Genomic DNA, 20,563 nt, shown 5'->3' with positions numbered 1-20,563 from the left:
AAATATAGTATAATAATATGTAAATATCTTTAAGAAGGTGGACATCATAAAAAAAGAAAAACCGGAACTCGAAAAAGCTGAACTCGAAGAAAAAAACAACCCTGTAACAGACAATACTGAAAATGACAGCAGCGGATCAGGAAAATCCGATTATGATATTTTAGAAGATTATGATATTTTACCGGCAGTACCGGTCAGAGGAATCGTTGCGTTCCCTAAAATGGTCGTTCACTTTGATGTGCTCCGGCCGAAGTCGGTCAATGCTGTAAAGCAGGCCCTCAAGACCAACAGAAAGATCTTTGTTATATCCCAGCGGGATGTATTTGCAGAGGATCTGAAGCGCGATGATCTGTATCGTGTGGGCGTTGTAGCCGAGATACGACAGGTACTCAGAACACCGGACGATGAACTGAGAGTCCTTGTGGAGGGAATAGACAAGGCTGAACTTCTGACTTTTACAGAGTCGGAAACAGATGATCCTTACTATGAGGCATATGTCGAAGTGATCAGCCAGCCGTCCTACACAAAGGCTTCAAAGGCCGAAGTCGAGGCAATGTGCCGGTCCATCAAGAAAGAATTTGAAAAATACGCAGCTCTTCTTCCGCGCATGACAGGTGAACTCGTAAAATCGATACTCTGTCAGGATGATCCTGAGGAACTGTTTGAAAATATAGTTTTCAATGCGAATTTCCAGAGTGCTGACAAGCAGGAACTCCTTGAAAAATATGATATTATGGACAGGCTCACATTCCTTCTTGCCGTTCTGGTAAAGGAAACCGAAGTGCTTGCTATCGAGAATGATATCAACAGTCAGGTAAAAGAAAACTTCGGAAAGAACCAGCGTGAAAACATTCTTCGTGAACAGATGAGAGTCATCAGTGAACAGCTCGGGGAAGAAGATGAGGATGAGGATTACAGAACACGCATCCTTAATCTGAAACTTGATGAAAAGATCACGGACAAGCTTCTCCGTGAAGTTGACAGACTCAGATCACTTCCTGAATCTTCACAGGAGACCTTTGTTATAAAGAATTATCTTGATACTGTACTTGAACTGCCTTGGAATAAGGAAAGCAGGATAAAGGTAAACATAAAAAAAGCAGAAGCCGTGCTTGAAAAGGATCATTTCGGACTTAAGAAGGTAAAGGAAAGAGTTCTTGAAAGCATTGCTGTCAATGCAATAAAGCCGGATGTTACCGGTCAGATAATCTGTCTGGTGGGCCCTCCGGGTGTCGGAAAAACATCGATCGGCAAATCCATAGCACGTGCTCTCGGCAGGGAATATGTCCGCGTATCGCTCGGCGGCGTAAGGGACGAATCAGATATAAGAGGTCACCGCAAGACCTATGTCGGAGCAATGCCGGGCCGTATCATAAACGCAATGATTCAGGCGGGAACGAAGAATCCTCTTATTCTTTTTGACGAAATCGATAAGATGAGCAACGATTTCAGAGGCGATCCGTCGGCGGCTATGCTTGAGGTTCTCGACAGTGAACAGAACAAGGAATTCCGTGATCACTATACAGAAGTTCCGTTCGATCTGAGCAAGGTAATGTTCATTACAACTGCAAATACCACACAGACAATACCTGCTCCTCTTCTCGACCGAATGGAGATCATCGAGATAACCAGCTACACACGTGAGGAAAAGTTCCATATAGCAAAGGAACATCTTATTCCTAAGCAGCTTAAAAAGCACGGCCTTAAGGCTTCCCAGATGAAGATAGAAGACGACGGCATTTACAGGCTTATCGATTCATATACCAGAGAGGCCGGCGTACGAACCCTTGAAAGAAACATCGGTTCACTGTGCCGCAAGACTGCAAAGGAAATAGTAAGCGAAAATGCAAAGAAGCTCAGGTTTACAGCTGATAATATAAGCAGATATCTGGGACATGAAAAGTACATCAAGGACGTAAAGAGCGAAAAGGACGAGGTAGGCGTGGTAAACGGTCTTGCATGGACAGCTGCCGGCGGTGTTCTTATGCCGCTTGAAGTTCTCGTGCTCGAAGGCAAGGGCGGAGTTACCCTTACCGGATCACTCGGTGACGTTATGAAGGAAAGTGCCGGAATCGCAGTAAGCTATACAAGAAGTGTTGCGAAAAAGTACGGCATAGATCCTAAGTTCGTAAAGAACAGGGATCTTCACATCCATGCTCCGGAGGGCGCTGTTCCGAAGGACGGCCCGTCAGCCGGTGTTACGATGACCACCGCTATCGTTTCAGCTCTGTCGGGTAAAAAGGTAAGATGTGATGTTGCCATGACAGGCGAGATAACTCTTCACGGAAAGGTGCTCCCGATAGGCGGACTCAGGGAAAAAACAATGGCCGCCTATAAGGAAGGCATAAAAAAAGTCATCATTCCTGCAGGAAACAAGCCTGACATGGAAGATGTCGAGGACGTTGTAAAGGAAAATGTGGAATTTGTTTTCGCAGAAAATCTTGAAACAGTTCTTGAACATGCACTTGTACAGTAAATGATAATGACTGACCGTGTTCTGAACAGGCAGGGTCAGTCATTTTGTGTCCCGATTTCTCCGGTGTATCCGTAAACATACATGTCCGTGTCCTGAGCGCAGCACCGGATGTATCCATGAAAGGAAGATGTAAATGAATTACAATAAAGCTGAATTCCACTCCTGCTACGGTCTTTTCAGCCAGATACCGGAGTCAGACCGTACTGAAATAGTTTTTGCCGGACGTTCAAATGTAGGAAAGTCGACTCTTATAAATAAAATATTCAACAGGAAATCTCTCGCCAGAGTAAGTTCCGTGCCGGGCAAGACTGCTACTATCAATTTCTACAGCCTTGATGATGTCTTTTTTGTTGACCTTCCGGGCTATGGCTACGCTAAGGTGGCAAAGACAGAAAAGCAGCGCTGGGCTGGTCTTATAGAAGGATACCTGAATGCTGACAGAAACATTGAACTGGTATTTCTTCTTATAGACATGCGTCATGCACCTACTGCAGACGATCTTCACATGATCAATTTTCTGATCGACAATGAACTGCCGTTTGTGATCATACTTACAAAGGCAGACAAGCTCAACAAGACCGAACGTGCAAAGGCCATGAAGGTGTTTGCTGAAACGATACCGTGCTACGAGGACATACACATCATACCGTTCTCATCACAGACTTTTGAAGGAGTCGAAGAGGTGCGGAAGATCATCGAGGAAACTGCAGAAGATGCCCGCGTTTATTCAGAGACGGATGAGATCTCTGAAGAGGAATCAGATTAACGGATTTCCGGTTTGATCAGTGTTTTCCCGGCAAAGCAAAAGCAGCATATCATGCTGGCTCTGAACGGAGCGGTGATATGCTGCTTTTTTTACTGCCTGGTACTGATCTCGCTCTGCCTGTACCGGCCTGTTATTTTTGAAAATATGTGTGCTGCTGTTTCTATCAGCCCGCAGTATTTGTCCACCAGAACTATAACAACAGTTTCTTTGTAACTCGGCGGAGTAATAGTCAGCGGGAACATATGCTTTAAAATGATGTCCTTTTCCTTGTCAGTAAGCGTAAAATGCTCGCATGCATTACGCAGTGCCGCCTTCGGATGGGTCATACCGTGAAAATGGTCTCCGGTTTCCCTGGTGTGAGTATGCCAGTCATAAAGGAAAAAGTCATGCAGAAGCCCGGCACGCGCACCGGCTCTTGCATCAAGACGGAAAAGCCGGCAGAGTTTGTAGTTATAGTATGAAACATTGATGCAGTGCTGAAATGTTGATGTGTTGCCGTGCTGAGTAAATTCCTTCATTTTCTGTACAAGGTCATTTTCAAGCAGATCCTTTACAGTTTCATAGTAGCCGTTGCTGTGTTCATTGTTAAGAAGATTCTTTTTTGATCCTATAGCGTACAAATCGTCCGTCCTCCTTTTCAGGCGATAATAATGGAAACGCTGCTGTTTTCCTTTATTATACCATAAATTATGATTTATATCAATATATAACTGAAAAAACTGCTGACGGTACAGTCTGTGTTGTGAAAAAAAAGCCAAAATGGAAAATGTGCGCTATTGACAAATTTTTAAATTTACGATAAAATATAATATGTGTATTTATTATTACCTGGTACTAAACTGTATTCGTAATACATTAATTCATAATATTAAATTTTTAAAGGTGGACTAAAGTAAAATGAGTTTAATAGATAAAATTTTTGGTTCATACAGCAAAAAGGAACTTGCACGTATTGAACCGATAAAACAGGCTGTCCTTGACCTTGATGAAGAATATTCAAAGCTTTCCGAAGCTGAACTCAAGGGCAAGACAAAAGCTTTCAGGGACAGACTTGCTGCAGGTGAAACTCTTGATGACATTCTTCCGGAGGCTCTTGCAACATGCCGTGAAGCTGCATTCCGTGTACTCGGCAAAAAACCTTTCCCTGTACAGATCATCGGTGCTATCGTTCTTCATCAGGGACGTATCGCAGAAATGAAGACCGGTGAAGGTAAAACTCTCGTAGCCTGCCTTGCAGCTTATCTCAACGCACTTTCAGGAAAGGGCGTTCACGTAGTAACAGTAAACGACTATCTTGCCAAGTTCCAGTCTGAGGAAATGGGTAAGGTATACCGCTATCTTGGTCTTACAATAGGTGTTATCCTTCATGACCTCAACAACGGTCAGAGAAGAGCTGCATACAACTGTGACATCACTTATGCCACAAACAATGAACTCGGATTTGACTACCTTCGTGACAACATGGTAATCTACAAGAAGGACATGGTTCAGAGAGAACCTAACTTTGCTATCGTCGACGAAGTTGACTCCATCCTCATCGATGAAGCAAGAACTCCTCTTATCATTTCAGGACGCGGCGAAAAGTCAACAGAGCTCTATGGTATAGTTGACAAGTTTGCCAAGACTCTTGTTCCTGTAACAGTCGTTGAAATGGACGACAAGGAAGACCAGGATGAACTCAACAAGGAATATGACTACATCATCGATGAAAAGTCGAAATCCGCTACTATAACAAGAACAGGTGTAAAGAAAGCTGAAAAGCACTTTAACGTTGAAAACCTCATGGACCCTGACAACATGACTCTTCTTCACCATATCAACCAGGCCCTCAAGGCTAACGGTGTAATGAAGAGAGATATCGACTACGTTGTAAAGGACGGCGAAGTTATCATCGTTGATGAATTCACAGGCCGTCTCATGATGGGACGTCGTTTCAACGACGGTCTCCACCAGGCTATTGAAGCCAAGGAAGGCGTTAAGGTAGCTCATGAATCAAAGACACTTGCTACTATCACATTCCAGAATTACTTCAGACTTTACGCAAAGCTTTCCGGTATGACCGGTACAGCTATGACTGAAGAAGATGAATTCAAGGAGATCTACAAACTCGACGTTATTCAGGTACCGACAAACAGACCGGTACAGAGAATAGACCATTCAGATCAGGTGTACAGAACAGAACGCGGAAAATTCGAAGCTGTTATCAACCAGATCGTTGAGTGTCATGAAAAAGGACAGCCGGTACTCGTAGGTACAGTATCCATCGACAAGTCAGAAAAGCTCTCTGCTCTCCTCAAGAAGAAGGGCATCAAGCACAGCGTCCTCAACGCAAAACAGCATGAAAAGGAAGCTGAGATCGTTGCTCAGGCAGGTAAGCTCGGAGCAGTTACTATCGCTACCAACATGGCCGGACGTGGTACTGACATCATCCTCGGCGGTAACGCTGAATTCCAGGCTAAGGCAGAATTGCGCAAGAAGGGCTACGAGGAAGATATCATCAACGAAGCAGTTGGCTATGCTGAAACTGATGATGAAACTATAATCGAGGCAAGAAAAGTCTACAGGGAACTTTACGACAAGTTCAGTGCCGAGGTTAAGGAAAAGGCAGTTGAAGTACGTAAGGCAGGCGGTCTTTTCATTATCGGTACCGAACGTCATGAATCAAGACGTATTGACAATCAGCTTCGCGGACGTTCAGGACGTCAGGGCGACGAGGGCGAAAGCCGTTTCTTCCTTTCACTCGAAGACGACCTCATGAGAATCTTTGCAGCTGACAGAATAGAAAACCTCATGAAGACTCTCAACGTTGAGGAAACAATGCCTATCGAAAGCAAGTTCCTCACAAAGATGATCGAGTCATCACAGAAGAAGGTTGAAGGACGTAACTTCAGCATAAGAAAGAATGTCCTCAACTACGACGATGTTATGAACAAGCAGCGTGAGATCATCTACGATCAGCGTTCAAAGGTTCTTAACGGTGATGATCTCCACGACAGCATCATCAAGATGATAAAGGATCTCATCGAGACTACTGTTGACAGATATCTTCTTGAAGACGGTGAAGACAAGGAAAACTGGAACCTTGTTGCTCTCAGGGAATACTTCCTCGACTGGATAACAAAGGAAGATGACTTTAAGGATCTTGAAGAAGATGAAAACAAGTTTGAGGAAACAGAAAAGAAGGATATCGTCAATATGCTCACTGAGAGAGCACTGAAGCTCTATGCCGACAAGGAAGCTCAGTACGGCGAGGAAGCTATCAGAGAACTCGAAAGAGTTATCCTTCTCAGAGTTGTTGACTCAAAGTGGACAGCTCACATCGACGACATGGACGAACTCAAGAAGGGTATCTCACTCAGAGCCTACGGCCAGAAGAACCCTGTTGTTGAATACAGATACGAAGGTTTTGAAATGTTCGATGCAATGGTAGAAAGCATCCGTGAAGATACAGTACGTATGCTTCTCACTGTAAGACTTGCAAACAATCAGGCTCCTGAACGTGTACAGGTAAACAAGCCTGATGCTCCTAATGCAGGCGCAGGCGACGGCAGCTTCTCAGGAGCTGCGAAGTCAAATAAAATAAAGGACAATGAGCTTTGTCCTTGCGGAAGCGGCAAGAAGTACAAGAAGTGCTGCGGACTTAACGAAGACTGATAACTATACAAACTATAATTACAAAAGCGGACTCGTGACGGGTCCGCTTTTTGTGCGTTGTGTACAAACACATTATAATTATTTTATCTATTGGAATGAAATTTTTAATTATGTATTGTGTTAAAAAAACAAAAGTGATATAATAACTAACATAATATTTTGTACAAATCTACATAAAGGGGAAATGTGATTATGACTAACAATGCAGAAACTATTAAAAACATCGCTCTTGCAGGACATAACGGTTCAGGCAAGACTTCGCTTGCTGAAGCATTACTTTTCAGGGCAGGGGTTACAGAACGTCTTGGAAAGACAGAAGAAGGAAACACTGTTTGTGACTTTGATCCGGAAGAAATCAAGAGAAAAGTTTCAATAAATACATCAATAGCCAACTTCGTTACAGAAGGAATAAAGGTAAATCTCATCGACACTCCGGGCCTTTTTGATTTTGAAGGCGGAATGCGTGAAGGTATTACTGCAGCCGGCTCTGTCATGATAACAGTATCAGGCAAGTCAGGGGTTAAGGTAGGTACAAAAAAAGCTTATAAATTTGCAGAAAAGCTCGGAAAGTCAAGAGTATTCATCGTAACAAAGCTTGACGATCCTAATGCAAATTTCTATAATACTCTTACAGAGCTCAAGACCGCTTTCGGTCCTACAGTGTGTCCGGTAGTTGTTCCGGTCATCAGGGACGGAAGCATTTCAAGCTACATCAATCTTATCGAGATGAAGGCTTATAAATACAACGACAAGGGTGAAGCTGTTGAAACAGATATGCCTGAAGGCGATATAGCCGACAAAATGGACTACAGACTTGACGGTCTTATCCAGGCTATCAGTGAGGCCGTTGCTGAAACTGATGATGAACTTATGGAAAAGTTCTTTGAAGGAACAGCATTTACTCAGAAGGAGCTTATAGACGGTATCCACAAGGGTGTAAATGCGGGCAAGATCACTCCGGTAATCGCAACATCTGCTGAATCACTTGCCGGAATAGACATGCTTTTAAAGGAGATCTCACTTCTTCTTCCTTCTCCGCTTGAAGTAGCAAAGCCGGTGGCTGAAGATAAAAACGGTGATCCGGTTGAAATAAACTGTACGGTTTCTGATCCGCTTGCAGCATTCGTATTCAGAACAACAGTCGATCCTTTCGTAGGAAAGATGTCATACATCAAGGTTTACGCCGGTGTGCTTAAGTCAGGTGATACAGTATTTGATTCCACAAGCGGCCAGAATGTCAAGATAGGCAAGCTTTACAACATGGTTGGCAAGAAGCAGGAAGAAGTTGATAGTGCTAATGCAGGTGACATTGTTGTAGCAGTCAAGACAGATATAAGCACATCAGATACTCTCTGCGATCCTTCAAGAACAGTTAAGTTCGATGCTGTACAGTATCCGGCTCCGTGCTACTCAATGGCTGTAAAGGCTAAGGCACAGGGCGATGAAAGCAAGATATCTGCTGGTATCGCAAAGCTTCTTGAAGAAGATCCTACACTTAAATATGAACAGGATCCTTCAACAACTGAACAGATATTAAGCGGCCTCGGCGACCAGCATCTTGAAATAGCAGCTTCAAAGCTCAAGGAAAAGTTCGGTGCCGACGTTGTACTTACAGTTCCTAAGATACCTTACAAGGAAACGATCAGAAAGAAGGTAAAGGTTGAAGGCAAGCACAAGAAGCAGAGCGGCGGTCACGGCCAGTACGGACATGTATGGATGGAATTCGAGCCTACAGTAGGTGACGAACTCGTGTTCGAAGAAAGAGTATTCGGCGGTGCGGTTCCTAAGAACTACTTCCCGGCAGTTGAAAAGGGTATTCAGGAAAGCATGAAGAAGGGTGTTCTTGCAGGCTGCCCTGTGGTAGGACTCAAGGCTATTCTCGTTGACGGTTCATACCATCCGGTTGACTCATCTGAAATGGCATTCAAGACTGCTGCTTCAATCGCATACAAGGAAGGACTCAAGCAGGCTGACCCGGTTCTTCTTGAACCAATCGGAAGTCTTTCAGTACGTGTTTCAGACGACAAGACAGGTGACGTTATGGGTGAACTCAACAAGCGCCGCGGACGTATGCTTGGCATGAACCCGGCTGAAGAGGAAGGCATGACAGAGATCCTCGCTGATGTACCTGTAAGGGAAATGCATGACTTCGCTACATACCTCAGACAGACAACAAGAGGTCTCGGCGACTTCACATTCGAGTTTGTAAGATACGAACAGCTTCCTGCAAACCTTGTTCCGGAAGTTATAGTAAGTCTTTCAAATGACGGTGAATAATACGGCGGGAACCTTCGTACAGAAATAAGTATGTGCCATTTTGACACTAACTCAATCTGTGAATAATGACTATAATTTATCACAAATTTCAACTTGTGCAAAATTTGCACAAGTTGAAGTAATGACAAAAAGAAATGCTTCGCATCTCTGTGATGCGAAGCATTTTTATGTTTGTTTTGAATTATCAGCGATAATCTGAAAGTGAAATTCCGTTTTCTCCGAGTGGGATCTGGTGGTCGAGGCCGATGAATTTGCCGTCGTCTGTCTGCCAGAGAACTTCCTTTACGAATTCGTACTTGTCGTTGTCCCATGTTGTGAAGTCATCAAGTACAAGTCCGCCTGTATCTCCGGAATTTGCGTTGAAGCACCAGAATGTGTGGTGGAGCTTGTTTTCCTTGATGAGTTTTCTGCAGTAGGTCATCCATGTGAGGTTTGGTTCCTTCATGAAGCCGCCCCATTCACCGATGAGGAGCGGAGCTTTTTTCTGTTCGTAGATGTAGAACCAGTTGTCGCGCCAGCAGTCATCCATGAGGGAATCGAATGTGTAGCTGCCTTCGAACCACGGCTGTTCGTAAACTGTCGGGCCGTAGTCGTGAGGTGAATAAACGAGCTTGTTGTTATACTTGCCGAGGTCTACAGGATGGTCTGCTACGCCGCGGAGGTTTCCGCCCCACCAGTTGAAGTAGTAGTCAGACTTGTCTGTGGACTTGTAATTACCGTTTTTCTTAGTGTCAACAGGATAGCACTCAATACCTTCGACCATGACGAGCAGGTTAGGGTTCTTGTTCAGAACTGCAAGACCGGCCTTTTCAGCAATGTACTTCCAGTTGTCGGAATCCTTTGAATCATCCCACTTTGCGCGAGGCTTCTCATCAGGCTTCCCGTGAGGTTCATTTTCGAGGTCGATGGCGATGATAGTATCGTCATTTTTGTATGTTGAAGCGATCCATTCAAGGGCTCTGATGTAGTCCTTTTCTGATATCTTGTCGTCGCACCATAACGGATAGTTATGACCTGCGGCGTTTGTTGTTGCACAGTGGAAATCGATCATGATCTTCATACCGTTGGCACGGCACTGACCGATAACGTAGTTGAATATCTCAAGGCTGTTCATTCCCACGAGATAGGAGTTTGTAGCCTGGTTGAAGTTTGCCTGCGGATAGGTACCGTCCTCCCACTGATTTACGAGTTCGGTTGAGATAGGAATTCTGATAAGATTGAAACCGTGGTCTGCAATGGCGTTTACAGATGTGTTCAGATCAGCGTTCCAGAGTCCGTCGAAAATGTTTGTACCGGTGTTGTAGCCGAACCAGTTGCATCCGGTAAGCCATACTTCCTTACCGTTTGAATCAACGATCTTATTCTTTTCAACACTGAGCCAGTCATCTGTTGAAGGAGCAGGAACATCCTTGGCATTCGGTGAGGATGTCTGTCCGCTGTTCTGATTATTGTTCTGGTTCTGGTTTTCGTTATTATTATTATTATTGTTATTGTTGTTGTTGTTCTGTCCGTTCTGTACGTTGTTTGAAGCCGATGTATTCTTTGCGGTAAATACGGCTTCCTTTGCACTTATATCTTCAGGCGATGCGATCTGTATGCCGAAGTTTATGCTTCCGTTAGGAAGAATATTGCCGGTGTTGTTGTCCGGCTTGATAATAAGTGTGCTTCCGTCAAGCTCCCAGGTAAGTCCCCATGAATTCTTGACGTCGATGTCCTTGTTTACAGGAACCGTTACTTTCCAGTCGCTTATCGCTGCGGACTGGTTGTTTGTAACAGTGCCGTCGAGCTGGTAAATGTTAATGTTTCCTTCCGGCCAGCTGTTACCGTTCTTTAAAGTAAAGGCGATCTTTTTGGTATCAGCATCCTCGCCGGAGCCTTTACCGTCTTTGTTCTTGTTTGTTTCTTTCTCCTTATCGCTGTCATCATCATCGGAACTGCTTTCTTCATCAGAATCCTGTGATGATTCGCCATCGGAGGTATCTTCCTCTTCACTGTCGTCATTGTCAGCAGAGCTGCCGGAAGAACGTGTGTCCGTGACGGATGTATTCTCATCTGTCTGGCTGCAGCCGTTCAGAGAGAATGATGCGCAGATAAGGCAGAGTGAAAGAAGGGCTGCTGTTATTTTTTTAGTTCCAGTCAATTTACACTCATCCTTTATAATTTTACTGTGTCGGAGAATACACCGGCCGTGGTGCTGCAGATGATTTGGCGATATTCTGCAGTAATTCTGATGTGTGTCCGCAATGTGCGGTATGTACACGGTTCAGTGTTTCTCAAAAGCATAATTGTATTTTTGTTTTTGGGTTAAATCTCTACAGAATAATTCTATCTCATAACACAGATATTGTCAAATTAATTCAAGGTTAAAAATTTATTTTCATTCAAATGGATATTATTTTATATAAAAACGGGTCCGTTTTTGTGATTTAGATTATATAATGTAGTATTTAATTTATGCTTAAATTGAATTTTTTTATTGAATTTAAGCATAGCCTGTGGTATAATAAAAATGTACAATTTTTTGAAAATATCATCCGGCACATCCGGGACGATCGCTGACAAATCACGTTATCCTGCTTTTTAAGGATGTCTGCGGAAAGATCAGTGCATCTTTCGTGTGCCGTGTTCTGGAGACAAAATTATGAATAATTATGATGTAATTATTGCAGGAAGCGGAGCAGCCGGTCTTTATGCGGCTATCAATCTCCCTGAAAATCTTAAAGTACTTGTAATTGCAAAAAGGGAGCTGAAGCTTTGCAACTCCGCACTTGCGCAGGGCGGTATCGCAGGCGTTTACAATTCTCCTAATGACAATATCCAATTGCATCAGAACGATACACTTATTGCCGGAGGCTTTAAAAACAACAGTGAAACACTGCACATTCTTGTAAGCGAAGCAGCATACGACATAGAAAATATCATTAAGTTCGGCGTTGACTTTGACAAGAATCCTGACGGAACCTATCACCGCACTCTTGAAGGCGGTCACTGCAGACACAGAATATTCCACCATAAAGATGCGACAGGTGCCGAGATCGTTGACAAGCTCATCATCAAGGCCAAGTCACTTCCTAATGTTACAATACTCGAAAACACACTGATGTGTGAAGCAGTCAAGACCGATACCGGTTTTTCAGTAAACCTTCTTAACGAAGAAGGATACACTGCAGTAAACAGCCATTTCCTTATAATGGCTACAGGCGGTATAGGACGTGTCTATGAATTTACCACAAACTCAGCCATCGCAACAGGTGACGGTATTTCAATGGCCTATGACATGGGTGCTGACATAAAGAACTTAAGCTATGTTCAGTTCCATCCTACAGCATTCAACAACAGACAGACACGTGAATGTTTCCTCATTTCCGAGGCTGTACGAGGCGAGGGCGCTTACCTCCGCAACTATCACGGCGAGAGATTCATGCATAATTACGATGACAGACTTGAACTTGCTCCGCGTGATGTCGTTTCACACTCCATTATTCATGAAAGCAGAAAACAGAACTCCACTGAGTTTTATCTCGATATAACACACAAGGATCCTGAATTCCTTAAAAACCGATTCCCGATGATCTACAAGAATCTTCTTGACCAGGGATTCGATCTCACAAAGGACTGGATCCCGATATTCCCGTGTCAGCACTACCTTATGGGCGGTATCAACGTTGACAAGAATGCACAGACCAAGATAAGAGGTCTCTACGCAGCAGGTGAGTGCTCACACACAGGCGTACACGGCAACAACAGACTTGCCAGCAACTCACTGCTTGAAGCTCTTGTATTCTCAAGACATGCGGCAGCACATATAGCAGCATGTGCCGAAAGCGTTCCTAAGGATTTTGCAGAGCATAAGTTTGATTCACACGAGGACAAGCCGGTGATCCCTAAGGGCATCAGAACAGAGGTAAGAAAGATCATGCAGGAAAGTGCCTTTGTTATTCCTGACAAGGAAGCTGCAGTCCGCGGATTTGAAAGAGTCAAGGAACTCAGAAAACTCATCCATTCCGAGGACTACTGTGTAAACAGAGACTATGTTGAGGCAAACTCTCTGATCACAATTGCTTATCTCATTCTCAGGGAAATAATCTGATAAAAGAAAGGAACTTATCTATGAAGCTTTCTCAGCTGTACATTGACGATATAATAAAGACTGCGCTTCTTGAAGATATAAACTACATGGATGTCACAACTGACAACCTTCTCGATGATTCTCACAGAAGTGAGGCTTACTATGTTGCCAAGGATGACGGTGTTCTCTGCGGTATAGAAATAGCAAAGCGCGTATTTGATTTTTCCGGAGGCGACGTTGATTTCATCATAAAAATAAAAGACGGCGAACATGTTAAAAAGGGCGATATCATAGCTGAAATGACAGGTTCGACAAGAACTCTGCTGAAGGGCGAAAGAACAGCACTCAACATTCTTCAGCATATGTCAGGCATTGCAACTGCAACAAACAGATGTGCAGAGCTTGTTAAGGGCACAAATGCGATGGTAACTGATACAAGAAAGACTCTTCCGGGACTCCGTGCGCTTCAGAAATACGCAGTTACCGTGGGCGGCGGAAAGAACCACCGCTACAATCTTTCTGACGGGGCTATGCTCAAGGACAATCACCTTGATGCTTACGGCGGTATCACACCTGCAGTAAAGGCTCTCCGTGAAAAGATAGGTCACATGGTCAAGATCGAGGTTGAAGTAAGAAATCTTGACGAACTTAAGGAAGCTCTTGACTGCGGATGCGAAGTTATCATGCTTGATAACATGAACTGTGATGATATGAAAAAAGCTGTTGAGATAACAGCCGGCAGAGCACTTCTTGAAGCATCCGGAAATGTTACTGCAGAGAATATACGTGATGTAGCTCTTACGGGTGTGAATATTATCTCACTCGGAGCGCTTACTCATTCAGTTAAGTGTTTTGATATTTCAATGAAGATAAAAACAAAGAAATAATGAGTCCGCTGATCAGGTCTGCGGTTTTACGGAGATTTGTCACGTGGCTTCGCACTGGTTTACGGACGGATCAGTGCTTTCAGGGAAAATGATTGATAAAAAAGGAAGTGAGCGTAAAATGGATAGTTTGTTTGACAGTTTCAAAAGCAACTACACCAAGGATTCGTACCGCATAATGAGCACTGTAAGTGCTTCGGTAAAGGAAACTTTTTTCTATGTGCAGGAGATCGGTTATCTTGATGTTATCAAACCGTATAACACGATCCGTGATAATCTCGATTCCTTTCTCTTCGTGATCGTTCTTGACGGCAAGGGCGAACTGGTGTATAACAACAGGTCGTATACACTTACCAAGGGCTGCTGTTTCCTTATCGACTGCCTTAAGCCGCATTCGTATAAAAGCAGTCTGAGTGAACCGTGGAAACTGCTCTGGCTGCATTTCAACGGGCCGACAGCACGAGGATACTACGAATATTTTGCCAATGCGTATATTAATGTTATCCATCCCGATATTATTGATCCTTTCGAGGATCTTATGCGTCAGCTGATCGAGATAAATACCAGACATGATTCATCCACTGAAGTACGTTCATCAAAGCTTATAGTAGATCTTCTTACTCTGATGATGACATTCAAGAAGAATGATACGATATACAATTCACAGATAGTAAGAAAACTGGCCGAGATAAGAAGATATATAAACAGGAATTACACTACAGATATTTATCTTGAAACAATATGTGAAAAATTCAATATCAGCAAGTTCCATCTTACCAAGGAATTCAAGAAAGCCTACGGCATAACGATCGCCAAGTACATAATGCAGAAGCGTATCGGAAATGCGAAATGGCTGCTTAAGTATTCTGACAAGACACTTGAGGAGATCTCTGCTGCCTGTGGATTCTATGACACCTGCTATTTCAACAAGCAGTTCAAGGCGATCGAGTCAACCACTCCTTACAAGTACCGTAAGTCATGGCTTGAAAAGAATATTGAGTTAAAGACAGATGATGGAGAGTAACGGAATTATTGCAACTGAGCCCATGAAACAAAGGTCAGTTCTTTGCGAAGGCAATAAAAGCCGTCTTTACTCTGCAATAAAGAGAGCCGCCCGTGGAGAGACCATTACATTCTCAGTCATAGGCGGCTCTGTCACTCATGGCTGTCATGCAGATTCGCGGAGAGAGTCCTATGCGGAGCTTACCTACGACTGGTGGAGGGATAAGTTTCCGTGGACAGTTGTAAACTATGTAAACTGCGGTATCGGGGCGACTGATTCCTACATAGGGGTCCATCGCGCCGGACGTGATCTTCTCACTCATGATCCTGATATCGTCATTGTGGAATTTTCAGTGAATGATACCGATGAAAGCATAAATATTGATTCGTACAGAAGCCTTGTGAAAAAGATACTCTGTCATGATTCAGAGCCTGCTGTTATCCTTCTTTTCATGGTGGATTCAAAAGGAGATAGTTTTCAGAAATATCATTCCGAAACGGGCTGGCTTTATGATCTGCCTATGATCAGCTATGCTGATGCTATCTGGCCCGAAATTCAGGCGGGGAAGCTTAAGTGGGAAAACATTTCACCGGATGAGATACATCCTTCCTCAGCAGGCCATGCGCTTGTCGCAGAACTCATAAACTCATACATGGACAAGGTGTTTTCCGAAACATTTTCCGATGAGCCGGAGTATTATGAGATCATTGAATCATATGAGAAATATGATAATGCAAAGTTTTTCGACAACCGTGATATAAATCCTGTACTGTGCACCGGCTTCTGGCCTTCAGATGTCAGTCCGCAGTTTCCTCACAGCTGGACAACGACCCAGGAGGGAAGGATCTGTTTTGAAGTCATAGCCCGTAACATCGGCATTGTATATCTTCGGACTGCTGATTCAAGAAGCGGCATCTATTCCGTGAGACTCGACGGAAAGCCGTGCTGTGATCTTGACGGTGACTTTTCCGGAGGATGGGGCGACTATGCAGCGTATAAGGAAATAATGGCGTCTGAGCTCAATCAGACCCATTATATCGAGATCGAGATCGCCGACGGATCGGTACATACCGCTTTTACGGTTCTCGGACTGTGTTTAAGCTAGGAAAACGCTGATTTATTCATAAATCAGCGCGGGGTCCGGGGCGAAGCCCCGCAAATCCCACCTCCGGAAATCCGGCGAAGCCGGATTTCCGGTTTAATCAGTGTATCCCTAGAAATCATAAGCTGTATCAAATTAGTACAATAAAAAATCAGCATATCCTTTTCGTGAGGATATGCTGAACTTTTTTATCGTGGGTTAATAACTTCGTTTCAATGAAACTGCAGAGTTTCATTAATAATAAGCTTCGTCGTCGTGGCCGTTGTAGTGCTTCTTGATCGCTTCGCTTGAACCGTATGAGAAGCAGATTATTATGTTGATCACAAGTACTGCGAGGTACATTATTTTTGCCATACCCTGTACCTTTGAGAACATTACGAACAGTCCCGGAATTACGTGAAGAACTGTACCGAATGTGAATATATTTGAAGCTATCTTTCTGGTTGTGTTTGACTTTACGAGCATTGCGCCTGCGCCGCCGAGGAAGATGACGCCGAGGATCGTTGTGCACATATTGCATGTTTCAAGGAATGCAGGTGTTTCATCCTTAAGCGCCATGAATGAGTAAAGAAGTGTGAGAAGACCGGAGATCATGCCGATGACCATGATAACAATAACCAGCATGCCGCCTTTTCTTGCAAGATCAGCTTCCTTTTCACGCATGAATTCACGGTAGACTTCACGGCTCTTTTCCTTGTCAAAGCTTTCAGGAACTGAGTTGAGTGAACTCTTTATTGCTCTGTCAACTGCAGTTTTCTTAGCGTTTTCAAGATCAGGGTCAACGAATTTAGGAACGTAACGCTGTTCGGTCTGAGGTTCATCTGCAAGTACAGGTTTCTGAACATCATCCAGATTTCTGCTTGTCTGACCAGCACCGCCGTACTGCTGGAAAGGCTGACTTGCAGCCTGCGCATTCGGAGCGCCGTACTGCTGGAACGGCTGACTTGCAGCCTGAGGATTCTGAGCACCGTACTGTCCGAACGGCTGGCTCGCAGCCTGAGGGTTCTGAGAGCCGTACTGCTGGAAAGGCTGACTTGTAGCCTGAGGATTCTGAGCACCGTACTGCTGGAACTGCGGAGCTGCGTTCTGAGGATTCTGAGCACCATACTGCTGGAAAGGCTGACTTGTTGCCTGAGGATTCTGAGCACCGTACTGCTGGAACTGCGGAGCTGCGTTCTGAGGATTCTGAGCACCATACTGCTGGAAAGCCGGAGCTGCAGCCTGTGGAGCAGGAGTACCATACTGCTGGAACTGCGGAGCTGTGGCCTGAGGATTCTGAGTGCCGTACTGCTGGAACTGCGGAGCTGAGGCCTGAGGAGCCTGTGCACCATACTGCTGAAACTGCGGAGCTGCAGCCTGAGGATTCTGGGCACCGTACTGCTGGAAGTTCGGGGCAGCGGCCTGTGCGTTCTGAGGAGCACCATACTGCGGTGCTGCGCCTGGTGTGAAAGTATCTGCAAGAACAGGAGCTGCAACATCGTCGAGTCCTGCTGTTTTCTTTTCAGGGGTATAGGATGTTTCTTCAAGTGCAGGAGCCTGAATTCCGTCAAGACTACGTTTTACGGCCTTTGAAGGATCGTAAGTAGTTTCTTCAAGAACAGGCGCACTGATACCGTCAAGATTGTGGTTGTTTTCAGCCATTCCTGATCACCTCGCTAATATTATGATCCGTGAGCTTAAAGTCTCTCAGAGCGTGGAAAACGGTTCCGGCTCTGAGAGAATACGTTACATAAGCTGACGGTTTTGTTTTTATCAGTTTCTTTCGATTGTCTGTGTTCTGTCCGGACCAACACCGATCATGCATACAGGGCATTCGATGAGTTCTTCAACACGTTTGATGTATGCCTTGCATGTTTCAGGAAGTTCATCGAATGATCTGCATCCTGAAATGTCTTCTGTAAATCCAGGAAGTGTTTCGTAAACCGGTTCAACACCGTCGAGTTCTTCGAGTGCTGCAGGGAAGTTTTTGAGAATTGTTCCGTCAGGCTTTTTATAAGCTACGCATACCTTGAGGTCGCCGAGACCGCAGAGTGTATCGAGCTTGTTGAGTGCGAGTCCGTCAAGACCGTTTACTCTTACTGAGTGACGAACGATAACTGCGTCAAACCAGCCTGTTCTTCTCGGACGACCTGTTGTTGTACCGAATTCGCCGCCGATGTTTCTGATCTTGTCACCGATCTCGTCATTGAGTTCTGACGGGAAAGGTCCCTTGCCGACTCTTGTTGTGTAAGCCTTGGCAACACCGATTATTCTGTCGATCATCTTAGGACCTACACCTGTACCTGTGCATACACCGCCTGATACAGGGTGTGAAGATGTTACGTATGGATATGTACCGAAGTCGATGTCAAGAAGTGTAGCCTGAGCACCTTCGAAAAGAATTGTCTTGCCTGCCTTGTTTGCTTCGTATGTGAGTACTGAAACGTCGTCAACGTATGAAGCAAGCTGCTTGCCGTATTCTGTGTATTCAGCGATAACTGCTTCGAGGTCGAATGCTTCACCGCCGTAAACTTCTGTGATTATCTTGTTCTTGAGGGCGCCTGTTGAAAGCGCCTTCTGTCTGAATATTTCAGGATGAACAAGGTCGTACATTCTGATACCGCAGCGTTCGTACTTGTCCATGTAAGCAGGACCGATACCGCGCTTTGTTGTACCGATGTCACTGTTTCCTCTGAACTGTTCTGAAAGTCCGTCGAGGAGGATGTGCCATGGCATTACAACGTGTGTACGAGGATCTATCTTAAGATTCTTTGTTGAAATGTTCTTGTCTTTGAGCATCTGGAGCTCTTCAAGGAAGTTCTTAGGATCTATAACAACGCCCGCACCGATAAGGCAGAGTGTGTCCGGATAAAGGATACCGGAAGGAACTACGTGGAGTTTGTAAGTAACACCGTTGTTTACTACTGTATGACCAGCGTTGTTACCACCCTGTGAACGTACAACTACTTCAGCCTGTGACGCAAGGATGTCGATTACTTTACCCTTTCCTTCGTCGCCCCACTGACTTCCGATTACTATACTACTTGGCATGTTCTGATTCCTCATTTCAAAATTTTTGGTTTCACTGATTGTTCTGCACGTTCTTCCGCGCAAAAACACCCGTATATATTATATCAATTTTAAATGCAACATGCAAGAGTAAATTTTCAAAAAAACAGCCGGGGTGAGTAATTTGACAAATCCGTCGGTTTTATATATACTACTATTGTATTATAAAAAGAAAGGAATTTATAAACGATGCTTTTACGTGCGTATAAAAAAGAAGACTCTGCAGTTATATGTAAATGGCTGCGGTCGGAAGCGGAACTGTATAAATGGTCTGCTGACAGATTCAATAAGTATCCGCTTGGAGACAATGATATAGATGATAATTATGCTCCGCAGATAGAAACGGGGAGATTTATTCCGCTTACTGCTGTCGATGATAATGGTAAAGCAGTCGGACATCTGATAATCCGATATCCGAAAGAAAACGATGATGAGAATGTCCGCTTTGGTTTCGTTGTTGTAGATCCGGAATTCAGAGGCAGGGGATACGGAAAAGAGCTGCTTCGTCTTGCAGTGGAATATGTAAAGGAAAATACCGCTGCTAAAAGAATAGATCTCGGGGTGTTCGAGAACAATGAGAATGCCCGACGATGCTATGGCTCTCTTGGGTTTAAGGAGTTTAACCGCAGAAAATGTGAAATGCCGATCGGTGTGTGGGAATGCATCGATATGGAACTGTTTTTATAAAAATCGTAAACCGGAAATTCCGGACAGATCAACGCTGTCAGGGGTTTCCGGTTACTTTTTTGAATGGTAAACGAAAAAATATTTTACTTTCAATATAAATTTCACTTGACAAGTGTATAAAACGCTGCTATAATTGTATACATAGAGGTTATACAATTTAGACTCTTTTAGCAGTTGCAAATGTTAAAAAGAGCCGGACCTTTAGAAGGGGGACAGACAGAATGAATATCAACATCAGCAATTCAAGCGGGGAACCGATCTATCTGCAGATAGTGAATCAGATCAAAACGCTGATACTTGAGGGAAAACTAAGTGAAGGTGAAGCGCTGCCTTCCATGCGCGTTCTGGCGACGGAACTGCGTATCAGTTTTATGACAACAAAACGAGCGTACGAAGAACTTGAACGGGACGGATTTATAGAGAGTTATACCGGTAAAGGATCGTTTGTAAAGGCACAGAATTTAGAGATATACCGCGAAGAGCAGATAAGACGTATCGAGGCGCTTCTTATGGAAGCAGGAGATGCGGCACGCAAAGCAGGACTTACCATGGAAGAACTGCATGATCTGCTTGATCTGGTAAACGGAGGAGATTAAA

Annotated in this window: 14 protein-coding genes; 10 read left to right on the top strand and 4 right to left on the bottom strand. The window is 44.2% G+C overall.

Going from position 1 to position 20,563, the window contains the following annotated elements:
• The first annotated feature begins 37 nt into the window (after positions 1–37).
• Together lon and yihA are read left to right on the top strand one after the other, a co-directional pair.
• Positions 38–2,476, top strand: a complete 2,439-nt coding sequence (gene lon / locus CC97_RS10155; protein ID WP_242848165.1) for an endopeptidase La — start codon at positions 38–40, stop codon at positions 2,474–2,476.
• Positions 2,477–2,609: 133 nt separating this feature from the next.
• Positions 2,610–3,242: a ribosome biogenesis GTP-binding protein YihA/YsxC gene (yihA, locus tag CC97_RS10150; protein WP_044974884.1), complete on the top strand. Its 633-nt coding sequence runs from the start codon at positions 2,610–2,612 to the stop codon at positions 3,240–3,242.
• A gap of 89 nt (positions 3,243–3,331) precedes the next feature.
• On the opposite strand, the gene CC97_RS10145 is transcribed toward yihA, so the two are convergent.
• A complete protein-coding gene (locus tag CC97_RS10145; RefSeq protein WP_049962818.1) occupies positions 3,332–3,862 on the bottom strand; it encodes a hypothetical protein in 531 nt (176 codons plus the stop codon).
• Between the two features lie 277 nt (positions 3,863–4,139).
• Between CC97_RS10145 and secA the strand changes: the two genes are divergently transcribed.
• Both secA and CC97_RS10135 read left to right on the top strand, forming a co-directional pair.
• Positions 4,140–6,896 (top strand): preprotein translocase subunit SecA, encoded by a 2,757-nt coding sequence (secA, locus tag CC97_RS10140; RefSeq protein WP_044974883.1) that lies wholly within the window; start codon positions 4,140–4,142, stop codon positions 6,894–6,896.
• A 192-nt stretch (positions 6,897–7,088) separates the two neighbouring features.
• A complete protein-coding gene (locus CC97_RS10135) occupies positions 7,089–9,173 on the top strand; it encodes an elongation factor G (RefSeq protein ID WP_044974882.1) in 2,085 nt (694 codons plus the stop codon).
• 184 nt (positions 9,174–9,357) lie between these two features.
• Here CC97_RS10135 and CC97_RS10130 read toward each other — a convergent pair whose 3' ends face one another.
• Positions 9,358–11,313: a cellulase family glycosylhydrolase gene (locus tag CC97_RS10130; protein WP_044974881.1), complete on the bottom strand. Its 1,956-nt coding sequence runs from the start codon at positions 11,311–11,313 to the stop codon at positions 9,358–9,360.
• Between the two features lie 501 nt (positions 11,314–11,814).
• Between CC97_RS10130 and CC97_RS10125 the strand changes: the two genes are divergently transcribed.
• From CC97_RS10125 to CC97_RS10110, 4 genes are all read left to right on the top strand, one after another.
• Entirely contained in the window at positions 11,815–13,263 is a 1,449-nt protein-coding gene (locus tag CC97_RS10125) for an FAD-binding protein (protein ID WP_044974880.1), read from the top strand.
• A gap of 20 nt (positions 13,264–13,283) precedes the next feature.
• Positions 13,284–14,129, top strand: coding sequence for a carboxylating nicotinate-nucleotide diphosphorylase (gene nadC / locus CC97_RS10120; protein WP_044974879.1), 846 nt, complete (start codon positions 13,284–13,286; stop codon positions 14,127–14,129).
• A gap of 118 nt (positions 14,130–14,247) precedes the next feature.
• Complete coding sequence (locus CC97_RS10115) at positions 14,248–15,150, top strand: AraC family transcriptional regulator (protein ID WP_044976947.1); 903 nt, start codon at positions 14,248–14,250, stop codon at positions 15,148–15,150.
• A 22-nt stretch (positions 15,151–15,172) separates the two neighbouring features.
• A complete protein-coding gene (locus CC97_RS10110) occupies positions 15,173–16,234 on the top strand; it encodes an SGNH/GDSL hydrolase family protein (protein WP_197021854.1) in 1,062 nt (353 codons plus the stop codon).
• A gap of 231 nt (positions 16,235–16,465) precedes the next feature.
• Here CC97_RS10110 and CC97_RS18845 read toward each other — a convergent pair whose 3' ends face one another.
• Entirely contained in the window at positions 16,466–17,872 is a 1,407-nt protein-coding gene (locus CC97_RS18845) for a hypothetical protein (protein WP_049962816.1), read from the bottom strand.
• A 111-nt stretch (positions 17,873–17,983) separates the two neighbouring features.
• On the bottom strand, positions 17,984–19,261 hold the full coding sequence (locus CC97_RS10100; protein WP_044976945.1) for an adenylosuccinate synthase: 1,278 nt from the start codon (positions 19,259–19,261) through the stop codon (positions 17,984–17,986).
• Positions 19,262–19,468: 207 nt separating this feature from the next.
• Here CC97_RS10100 and CC97_RS10095 point away from each other — a divergent pair, with 207 nt between their 5' ends.
• Positions 19,469–19,966, top strand: a complete 498-nt coding sequence (locus tag CC97_RS10095; RefSeq protein WP_044974877.1) for a GNAT family N-acetyltransferase — start codon at positions 19,469–19,471, stop codon at positions 19,964–19,966.
• Between the two features lie 221 nt (positions 19,967–20,187).
• Positions 20,188–20,562: a GntR family transcriptional regulator gene (locus CC97_RS10090; RefSeq protein WP_044974876.1), complete on the top strand. Its 375-nt coding sequence runs from the start codon at positions 20,188–20,190 to the stop codon at positions 20,560–20,562.
• Position 20,563 lies beyond the last annotated feature (1 nt).

Origin of the sequence: Ruminococcus sp. HUN007, from assembly GCF_000712055.1 — a bacterium.
Classification (GTDB): domain Bacteria; phylum Bacillota; class Clostridia; order Oscillospirales; family Ruminococcaceae; genus HUN007.
The sequence above is the reverse complement of the archived record's forward strand: the minus strand, read 5'-3'. Positions and strand labels throughout refer to the sequence as shown.

Bases quoted from the DNA above. Each gene is read 5' to 3' on its own strand.
- yihA (WP_044974884.1), top strand. From the start codon at position 2,610: ATGAATTACAATAAAGCTGAATTCCACTCCTGCTACGGTCTTTTCAGC.
- secA (WP_044974883.1), top strand. From the start codon at position 4,140: ATGAGTTTAATAGATAAAATTTTTGGTTCATACAGCAAAAAGGAACTT.
- CC97_RS10135 (WP_044974882.1), top strand. From the start codon at position 7,089: ATGACTAACAATGCAGAAACTATTAAAAACATCGCTCTTGCAGGACAT.
- CC97_RS10125 (WP_044974880.1), top strand. From the start codon at position 11,815: ATGAATAATTATGATGTAATTATTGCAGGAAGCGGAGCAGCCGGTCTT.
- nadC (WP_044974879.1), top strand. From the start codon at position 13,284: ATGAAGCTTTCTCAGCTGTACATTGACGATATAATAAAGACTGCGCTT.
- CC97_RS10115 (WP_044976947.1), top strand. From the start codon at position 14,248: ATGGATAGTTTGTTTGACAGTTTCAAAAGCAACTACACCAAGGATTCG.
- CC97_RS10110 (WP_197021854.1), top strand. From the start codon at position 15,173: ATGAAACAAAGGTCAGTTCTTTGCGAAGGCAATAAAAGCCGTCTTTAC.
- CC97_RS18845 (WP_049962816.1), bottom strand. From the start codon at position 17,872: ATGGCTGAAAACAACCACAATCTTGACGGTATCAGTGCGCCTGTTCTT.
- CC97_RS10100 (WP_044976945.1), bottom strand. From the start codon at position 19,261: ATGCCAAGTAGTATAGTAATCGGAAGTCAGTGGGGCGACGAAGGAAAG.
- CC97_RS10095 (WP_044974877.1), top strand. From the start codon at position 19,469: ATGCTTTTACGTGCGTATAAAAAAGAAGACTCTGCAGTTATATGTAAA.
- CC97_RS10090 (WP_044974876.1), top strand. From the start codon at position 20,188: ATGAATATCAACATCAGCAATTCAAGCGGGGAACCGATCTATCTGCAG.